General features: G+C 56.9%; 6 protein-coding genes and 1 riboswitch. Of the genes, 2 read left to right on the plus strand and 4 right to left on the minus strand.

From position 1 onward, the window contains the following. Positions 1-3 precede the first annotated feature (3 nt). Positions 4-132, minus strand: a riboswitch (TPP riboswitch). A 146-nt stretch (positions 133-278) separates the two neighbouring features. Both HMPREF3098_RS00455 and tyrS read left to right on the plus strand, forming a co-directional pair. Continuing rightward, positions 279-455 (plus strand): Trm112 family protein, encoded by a 177-nt coding sequence (locus HMPREF3098_RS00455; RefSeq protein WP_035113114.1) that lies wholly within the window; start codon positions 279-281, stop codon positions 453-455. A 59-nt stretch (positions 456-514) separates the two neighbouring features. After that, complete coding sequence (tyrS, locus tag HMPREF3098_RS00460; RefSeq protein ID WP_070433583.1) at positions 515-1,879, plus strand: tyrosine--tRNA ligase; 1,365 nt, start codon at positions 515-517, stop codon at positions 1,877-1,879. A gap of 242 nt (positions 1,880-2,121) precedes the next feature. On the opposite strand, the gene HMPREF3098_RS00465 is transcribed toward tyrS, so the two are convergent. The 4 genes from HMPREF3098_RS00465 to HMPREF3098_RS00480 form a co-directional block, all read right to left on the minus strand. Beyond that, on the minus strand, positions 2,122-3,837 hold the full coding sequence (locus HMPREF3098_RS00465; protein WP_070433584.1) for an ABC transporter family substrate-binding protein: 1,716 nt from the start codon (positions 3,835-3,837) through the stop codon (positions 2,122-2,124). A gap of 156 nt (positions 3,838-3,993) precedes the next feature. Continuing rightward, positions 3,994-5,874 (minus strand): dipeptide ABC transporter ATP-binding protein, encoded by a 1,881-nt coding sequence (locus tag HMPREF3098_RS00470; protein ID WP_070433585.1) that lies wholly within the window; start codon positions 5,872-5,874, stop codon positions 3,994-3,996. Beyond that, positions 5,871-6,818 (minus strand): ABC transporter permease, encoded by a 948-nt coding sequence (locus HMPREF3098_RS00475; RefSeq protein WP_070433586.1) that lies wholly within the window; start codon positions 6,816-6,818, stop codon positions 5,871-5,873. The genes HMPREF3098_RS00470 and HMPREF3098_RS00475 overlap by 4 nt, the downstream gene beginning before the upstream one ends. Before the next feature lies 1 nt (position 6,819). Next, positions 6,820-7,803, minus strand: coding sequence for an ABC transporter permease (locus HMPREF3098_RS00480; RefSeq protein WP_070433587.1), 984 nt, complete (start codon positions 7,801-7,803; stop codon positions 6,820-6,822). Between the last annotated feature and the right edge of the window lie 459 nt (positions 7,804-8,262).

Here is an 8,262-nt window from a genome sequence, read left to right on the forward strand (position 1 = left end):
AAAGGTTCAGCTCCTTCAACTTCCTTCGCTGGTTCTAACCAGACAGGTTCGGACGGTTCCCGCGCCCCAGAGGTGGGTTGTATCTAGCGCGGGTCTCAGCTCGTTAGATTGCGAGCACCCGTGTTCGGTCTAGTCCACACCTTAGCGAAGCAAGCGGACACTGTGGGGAAGGTTTTTGCGACAACAGGGCAATGCGGGGGTAACGCAGGTGCGCAGCGCGAGGGCCAAAGGATGACCTGACCTGCTGGGCATGGGGGCGTCGGGCTAAAGTAAGAAGCATGATCGATCCGAAACTTCTAGAGATCCTCGCGTGCCCGAAAGATAAGCAACCACTGGAGGATCACGGCGATTATCTGGTCAACCCGCGTTTGGGCTTGGCTTATCCGGTGCAGGATGACATCCCAGTATTGCTTGTGGATGAGGCCGTGGAATGGCCGTTGAGCCCGCGCGCATAAGCCCTTGCAAGTCTCAGTTTTCATGTCAAAAATCGCTTTTTAGTGTTTGAGGTATAGCTATGTCTGAAGATGTTTCGGCACCAACCACGTCCGCCACGGCGAACCTGGTGGATGAGTTGCAGTGGCGCGGACTGATCGCGCAATCGACGGATCTGGACGCATTGCGCGAGCAGCTGGAAACATCCACCGCGGTGTACGCCGGTTTCGACCCAACTGGTCCTTCACTGCACGCGGGCCACTTGGTTCCACTTCTGCTGTTGCGTCGGTTCCAGCTGGCCGGGCACAAGCCGTTCGCACTGGCCGGCGGCGCTACGGGCATGATCGGCGACCCGCGTGATGTGGGCGAGCGCTCCATGCTTACCGATGAGCAGGTGGGGGACAACCTCGATCGCATCAAGAACCAACTGCGGGCGTTTCTGGTGTTCGAGGGGGAGCAACCCATCGCGGAGGGCGACCGGCCTGAGAAAGTTAGGGCCCAGGGAAATTGGGATGAGGAATACATACAGGGCGCGAAGTTGGTGAATAACGCCGACTGGACCGCGAAGATGTCCGTTATCGATTTCCTGCGTGACCTGGGCAAGAACTTTTCGCTCAACACGATGCTCTCCCGCGATACCGTGAAGCGCCGTTTGGAAAATGATGGTATTTCTTACACTGAGTTTTCCTACATGCTGCTGCAGGCCAACGATTACCTGCACTTGCGCCGCGAGTACGACGTGCGCGTGCAGGTGGGCGGCTCTGATCAGTGGGGAAATATCGTTTCCGGAGTGGACCTGAACCGCCGTGTGGATCAGCAGTCCGTGCATGCGCTCACAGTGCCGTTGGTCACTGATTCGGAGGGCAATAAGTTCGGTAAGTCCACCGGTGGAGGCAAACTGTGGTTGGATCCGCAGATGACCAGTCCGTACAGCTGGTACCAGTATTTCTTTAACTCTGCTGATGCCGACGTAGTCCGTTACTTGCGGTGGTTCACCTTCCTGGACCGTGCAGAGATCGAGCGTTTGGAGGGCGAGGTTGCCGAACGCCCATTCAAGCGCGAGGCGCAGCGGGTACTGGCCCAGGAAATGACCAAGCTGGTCCACGGCGCCGATGCCGTAGAAAAGGTTGAGCTGGCAGCCCAGGCCTTGTTCGGCCGGGCCGAATTGGACGGGTTGGATGAGGCCACTCTGGCTGCTGCATTGCGGGAGACCGAGGTTGCCGAAGTTTCTTCCGACGCCACGATCGTGGACCTGTTGGTCGCCACCGGGCTAGAGGCCTCCAAGGGTGCGGCCCGGCGCACGGTCGGCGAGGGTGGTGCATACGTCAACAATGCGCGCATCGAGGACACGGAATGGGTACCGGCCCGCGAGGATATGCTGCACGGCAGCTGGTTGGTGCTGCGCAAGGGCAAGAAGCGCTTCGCGGGGGCGAAGGTACAACCCTAGCCTTAGCGCAGGGGCGAAGGTACAACCCTAGCGCGGGACCGACCCCAACCCCTGCCTTCGCGGCACCGCCGGGCACCCACCCCCAGGCCCTGCCTTCACGGCACCGCCGGGCACCCACCCCCAGGCCCGCACAATGTGCAGCAGAACTCTGACAAAAAGACCGATTTTTGTTGGACTTCTGCTGCACATTCGCTTCGCTGTTCACCGATTGGATTGAGAGACCCCCGCAATCCAATCGAGTTCTACTTCTCCCAGCCGATGTCCTGGACTGCGACGGAAGCAAAGCCCATTGCGCCGTAGTTGGCCAGGCCTGGCTTCACCGCGACAATGTCCGGACCGTTGGCGAAAGGCAGGATACCGTACTGTCTGAAGGCTTCCTTTTCCAGTTCGTTGGCCTTCTTGATCTGCTCATCCTTGCTGCCAATCTTCTGCAATTCGCGGATCTTGGCGTCAAACTCCTTGGTGCCGGTGCCGGAGCGGTTGAGCTGCGAGTTAGACAGGTAGGTCTGTCCGAAGTACGCCACGCCGAATGGGTCGGAAGAGTTGAATCCCATGGGGAAGATGTCGAAGTCACGGTTGGTCATGACCTTAGAGAAGTCCGCGGATGGGCGTTCTTCAACCTTAACGTCGATTCCAATGTCCTTGAGCATCTTCTGGGTGGCAGAAGCAGAGGCCTTCACCATGGGGCTATCACCGGTAATCACATAGCGTAGGGACAGCGGCTTGCCATCCTTTTCGCGGACCCCGTTGGAGCCTTCCTTCCAACCTGCTTCGTCAAGTAGCTTCTTAGCTGCTTCGTTGTCGTGCTTGACTACAGATCCGAAGTTGTCTTCGTAACCATCTTGCGTGCCATATAGCGTGAAGGACCCAGGCAGGGGCTCGCTGTAGTCCAAGCCGTTGAAGCGAATGCTGGCCAGCTGGGAACGATCGATACCGGTCATGATGGCTCCGCGGACCTTGATGTCCTGCAAGATTGGAGATTTTGCATTGAGAGTTACCAGGAAGTTGGATGGTCGCTGCGCGGTGCGGATTTCCGCCTTGTCACCCATTTGTTTCACCGCTGCGTAGCGGTCCTTTGCCCCGGCGCCTGTGGCATCAATTTCTCCAGCCTTGAACGCGTTTAGACTTGCCTGGTCCTCCATTTGGCGGAGGGTAACCTTTTCGAGTTTGGCGGGTTCACCCCACCACTTTTCATTCCGAACGAAAGTGACTTCGCCACGCTGGAGGTTGGAACTTGCGACTTTGAATGGACCCGCGCCCCACTCTGGGTGCAGCTTCTTCAGGTAGTCCTTGTTGAACTGATCAGCGGTTTTAACCTGGGGTGGAAGCAGGTAGTTGAAGAGGCCACCCCACCATGGGTAAGCCTGCTTGAACGTGACCACGGCCTCGTGCTCATCTTTGCCTTGCTTGACGGACTCAATGAGCTCATAACCGTCAGTGGACGACGGCACATAGGCTTCATCTTCACCGTTGTTGGTCTTCCACGTGTGCTCGAAAGTCTTCCAATCGATGGGGGTGCCGTCGTTGTACTTGGCGGCATCATTGATGGTGTAGGTGATGACGGTCTTGCCGTCCTTATCCTCTTCTTTGACGTCCGTGAGGTAGTCCTTGTTGGGCATGACATCGCCCTTTTCACTGAACAGGATCACCTGCGGGTTGTACATCTTCCACACATTATTGGTGTAGAGAGTGCCGTCACCGTGGAATGGATTCTGTTGCTCGGATATTTCAGAGATGGGCAGTACTAGTTCGCCACCGTCTTTGATCTCATCGCGGCTCTTGGCGTTGTAGGCGGCGGGGGCTACGGATTCGTTAGTAGAGCCTTCGCCTTTTTTGCTGCCTTTTTCACCGTCACCGCCTCCGCAGGCCGCCAGCGTCAATGACGCAACTGCCACTGCGGCGATCGCTCCGCGGCGGGTGTATAAACCCTTACTGCCTCGCGTAGTTTTAATGTTCATGCTTTCGCTCCTCTTGTGAAATGTAAGGGATGGAGTGTGCCCTAGACGTCAGGGGTTTGTTGCTTTGCATATCGATGACGCAGCGCGTGGCTTAGCGTGGTCGAGTTGCGAAGAACAAGGGGGGTGGCGGTTCCCCGCCGAATCGGTTTTTTCGCATCATGCCTTCTTTCTTTCTGCCCCAGGGTCGGGCACCGGAATAGCTGCGAGCAGCTTCTGTGTGTATTCGTGCTGAGGGTTGGAGAAGATTTCTTCAGCATCGCCTTGTTCGACGAATTCGCCCTTGTACATCACGGCCACGCGGTCGGACAGGTGGCGGATAACGGATAGATCGTGGGCGACGAATAGGTAGGAGAGGCCCAGTTTGCGTTTCAAATCATCAAGCAGGTTGATCACCCCGGCCTGAATGGACACATCCAATGCAGAGACCGGCTCATCCAACACAATGAGTTTCGGGTTTGTTGCTAGGGCTCGCGCTAGGCCGATGCGCTGACGTTGGCCTCCCGAGAACGCACCAGGGAAGCGGTCCACGTGGATGGCGTCGAGACCAACAAGACCCATCAATTCCTCCACGCGGGAGTCAATATCCCCCTGATAGCCCAGCGAACGTAGGGGCTCGGAAATCACTTCGCGCACCGTCATGCGAGGGTTAAGGGAACTCATCGGGTCTTGGAAAACGATTTGGATATCCTTGCGTGCTTCCAAGCGCTGCTTGTTAGTCATAGTCGCGGTATTCACACCACACAGCTCAATGGTTGCTCCATCGGCAGGGTTCAATTCCATGACCTCTAGCAGCGTGGTGGTTTTGCCCGATCCGGATTCACCCACGATGGCCATACACTCACCAGCTCGGATATCGAACGAGACAGACTTGACGGCGTGTACCGTCCCGACACGGCGCTTTACCAATGCGCCCTTAGTTAAGGGGAAATCCTTAACTAGATTTTCCACGCGCAGGACCTCTTCGCGTTCTTCCCGCGCAATGCCGGCGAATTTATCCTCGGCAAGCTGAGGCTGCGGGTACATTTCTTGCCCGTCGATTTGTGAACCATTGATTTCAGCGGCTCGAATGCAGGCCACAGAATGGGAGGGCTGATCCGTTAACGGCACAAACGGTGGTTCCTCGGCGGTACACGCTTCGATTTTCACCGGGCAGCGGGGAGCGAAGGGGCATCCCGGTGGCAGGTCCACCACCACCGGTGGCGAACCTTGAATGGGTGTGAGCGGACCGGGGTTGGGCTTGTCCACTCGTGGAGTGGATCCCAGCAATCCCACGGTGTAAGGCATCTTGGGGTTTCCGAAAGTGTTGAATACATCGGTCTTTTCCACCGGCCGTCCGGCGTACATGACCAGGACCTCGTCCGCCATGCCGGCCACTACACCCATGTCGTGCGTGATCATGATGGAAGCCGCGCCAGTTTCGCGTTGCGCGACTCGAATCACATCGAGGATCTGTGCCTGGATCGTGACATCCAGAGCGGTGGTCGGCTCGTCGCAGATGAGCACCTTCGGCTTGTTGGCGATAGCCATGGCAATGACTGCACGTTGCCGCATGCCGCCGGAAAACTGGTGGGGGAATGCCCGAACCCGCTTGTCCGGTTCGGGAATTCCCACCAAGTCCAGCAATTCAACGGCTTGCTGCCAAGCTTGCTTATTGGATACGTCTTGGTGGCACTGAATTGCTTCGACTAGCTGAGCGCCGATACTGAAAACGGGCGTGAGAACCGACAGCGGATCCTGGAAGATCATTCCGATTCCCGCGCCCCGAATCTCGGTCATCTGTTTATCGGTGAGACCGATGAGTTCCCTGTCGTTGAATCGTGCGGAGCCCTCCACCTTGGCGTAATCAGGCAACAGCCCCATGATGGCCAGGGAGGTCACCGACTTGCCCGAGCCCGATTCACCGACGATACCTAAGGTCCGCCCGGGGTGTAGATCGAAATCCACTCCGCGCACCGCGCGTACCAGACCCGATTCCGAAGGGAAGGTGACGTTGAGGTCTCGGACCGAGAGGATTGGAGAAGGGTTGTTATTCGTCATGCTCGGCCTCCAGCGTTGGAGTTCGGATCAAGGGCATCGCGCAGACCATCGGCGATGAATGCCATGGACACGGTCAAAAGGGTCAAAACGGCAGCGGGGTAGTAGAACTGCCAGGGGCTAGATTCCAAGGAGGCTGCACCGTTTTGCAGCAGCGTTCCCAAAGAAACGTCCGGGAGTTTCACGCCGAGCCCCAGGAAAGATAGTGCCGTTTCCGAAACCACGGTGGCGACAACCCCCAGGGCGAATTGGATGATGAGGAGGGACCCGATGTTGGGGATGATGTGCCGCAAAATCGTCTTGGGCTTGGATACGCCCATGTACCGGGCCGCTTTCACGTAGTCGTTTTCACGTACGGACAGCGCCAGCGACCAGATCACGCGGGCCGGATACATCCAGCCGAACCCAATCAACACCAGGATGAGGACTTTCCAGTCGCCACCGGAATCGCTTGTAATCAGGGCGATCAGCAGGAACGAAGGGATCGCCAGGAGGAAGTGAATGACCGCGAGGACGATCTTTTCCAAAGGACCGCCGTACAGAGCTGCACCGGCTCCAATGATCGCGGATAAAATGCTGGTAGCTAGCGATACGGCAACGGCGATAGTCAGTGAGCGACCTAACCCATGGACGGTTTGTGCGAACAGGTCGTGGCCGGCGTCGGTAGTGCCAAAAAGGTGTTCAGAATCCGGCTTGGTTGCCAAGTTGAGGAAGTCGGGATCATCGAATTTCCACTCCGTGAACATGCCACCGAACAGCGAGAAAAAGATGAGGGCTACGAAGATCAACAGCCCGACAACTGCCAGCTTATTGCGTACGAATCGCTTGGCGTACAGTTTTAGTTTGCCGTTGTTGGTTTTCTTTCCTGCTTTCTTATCGACGCCCCTCGCTAACTCGTCTTCGCTGTGAATAGGGCGCTTAAGGTCTGCTTGGTTGGGATTGGTCATGCTAGCTCACCCTTACGCGAGGATCGAGGGCCACGACGACGAGATCGGCCAAGATGGCGGAGACAGCAACCATGAGTGCACCGAATGCCGCAACGGCCACCACTCCGTGAATGTCGTTCTTGGAAATTGTTTCAATGAAGTATTGACCCATGCCACGCCAAGCGAAAATGCGCTCGGTCATCACGGCACCGGTGAAGATTCCTGGTACGGAAAAGGCAACGGATGTGGCTACGGGAATAATGGACGTGCGCAGCGCGTGTTTCCGAATGGCTTGCCCGCGGGTCAGCCCCTTGGCCCGTGCGGTGCGAACGTAATCCGCGTTGAGATTGTCGAGCAGCAGGGAGCGCTGCATCATGTGGTAGCCGGCGTAGCTGATGATGATCAGTGAGATGGTGGGTAGCGCTAGGTGCTGCAAGGTATCCACTAATTTCGGGAAAAAGCCCTCGATATTGGAGTTGGCGGCACCGGTGACGTAGAAAATGCGCTTTCCAGATGCCTCATTGATCTTGAGAGCGATAGCAACGACAGCAATGGAGGCAACCACCACGTGGGTGTTCATGGTGATGATCGATATTCCCTGCCATGCGCGGTCGCCGAACTTGTACTGCCGTGATGCGGTGTACACACCTACAGCCACGCCGAGCACCACGGAAATGATCGTGGCCAGGAGCAATAACTGGGCCGATACCCAAATGCGATAACTAATCTCCCCGTTCACGGGCACACCGATCGGTGAGTTGCCCCAGTCCCAGTGGAACAAAATTCCCGATAGCCACGTCCACCATCTTTCTAATAGAGGTGTTTCGGGGGATAGGTTTTGCGCTTCGAGAAGTCGGTTGACTTCCTCGGGTTGCAAGGGTGGGCGCCGCCCTACGTAGTTGGATCGGGGGTCAAGGAAGAGTGAGGCAAGGAAATAGGTGAGATTGGTGGCGAGAAAAATCACCACAAGCCAAGTTATTACTTTCTTGGCTAGGTACTTGATCATCGGCGACGACTTTTCTACTGGGGTACAGAGTTTCGTTGCAGCCTCGCCCTTGTGGGCGAGTTGCCTAGCGACGTGGTTCGGTCTGGAGGCGGAGCTGGACTTGCCGGGTTTGCCAGCGGGCCAGGTTGGCTTCGAGAAGGAGCCGGTCGCGGTATGGCAATAGTTACCAGTAGGTAAACATCAGCCGAGGGGAATTGAAGAAAAAAGACCGCGAAAAATATTGGCGAAGGCATTGATTGTCGCAAAAGTGCAGTTCGCTCATTGGATCGGCCAGACGGAAACAGCAGACTGGTCGCCGCGACATGACTAGCTTTGATGCGCCGCACCAACGGGAAGGAACCAAGTGGCCACAAATCTATGCGTATCGCAGGCGGGGTTGGCAGGCAGAGGTGCGGTGGGTGTGTGGTGGGTTGGTGTTGTGTGTTGTGGTGTTTTGGTGGTGTGAGCTGGGGATTTGTG

This window comes from Corynebacterium sp. HMSC28B08 (genome assembly GCF_001806865.1).
Taxonomy (GTDB): domain Bacteria; phylum Actinomycetota; class Actinomycetes; order Mycobacteriales; family Mycobacteriaceae; genus Corynebacterium; species Corynebacterium auriscanis.

Coding starts and splice junctions, on each gene's coding strand:
- HMPREF3098_RS00465 (WP_070433584.1), bottom strand. CDS start 3,837: ATGAACATTAAAACTACGCGAGGCAGTAAGGGTTTATACACCCGCCGC.
- HMPREF3098_RS00455 (WP_035113114.1), top strand. CDS start 279: ATGATCGATCCGAAACTTCTAGAGATCCTCGCGTGCCCGAAAGATAAG.
- HMPREF3098_RS00470 (WP_070433585.1), bottom strand. CDS start 5,874: ATGACGAATAACAACCCTTCTCCAATCCTCTCGGTCCGAGACCTCAAC.
- HMPREF3098_RS00480 (WP_070433587.1), bottom strand. CDS start 7,803: ATGATCAAGTACCTAGCCAAGAAAGTAATAACTTGGCTTGTGGTGATT.
- tyrS (WP_070433583.1), top strand. CDS start 515: ATGTCTGAAGATGTTTCGGCACCAACCACGTCCGCCACGGCGAACCTG.
- HMPREF3098_RS00475 (WP_070433586.1), bottom strand. CDS start 6,818: ATGACCAATCCCAACCAAGCAGACCTTAAGCGCCCTATTCACAGCGAA.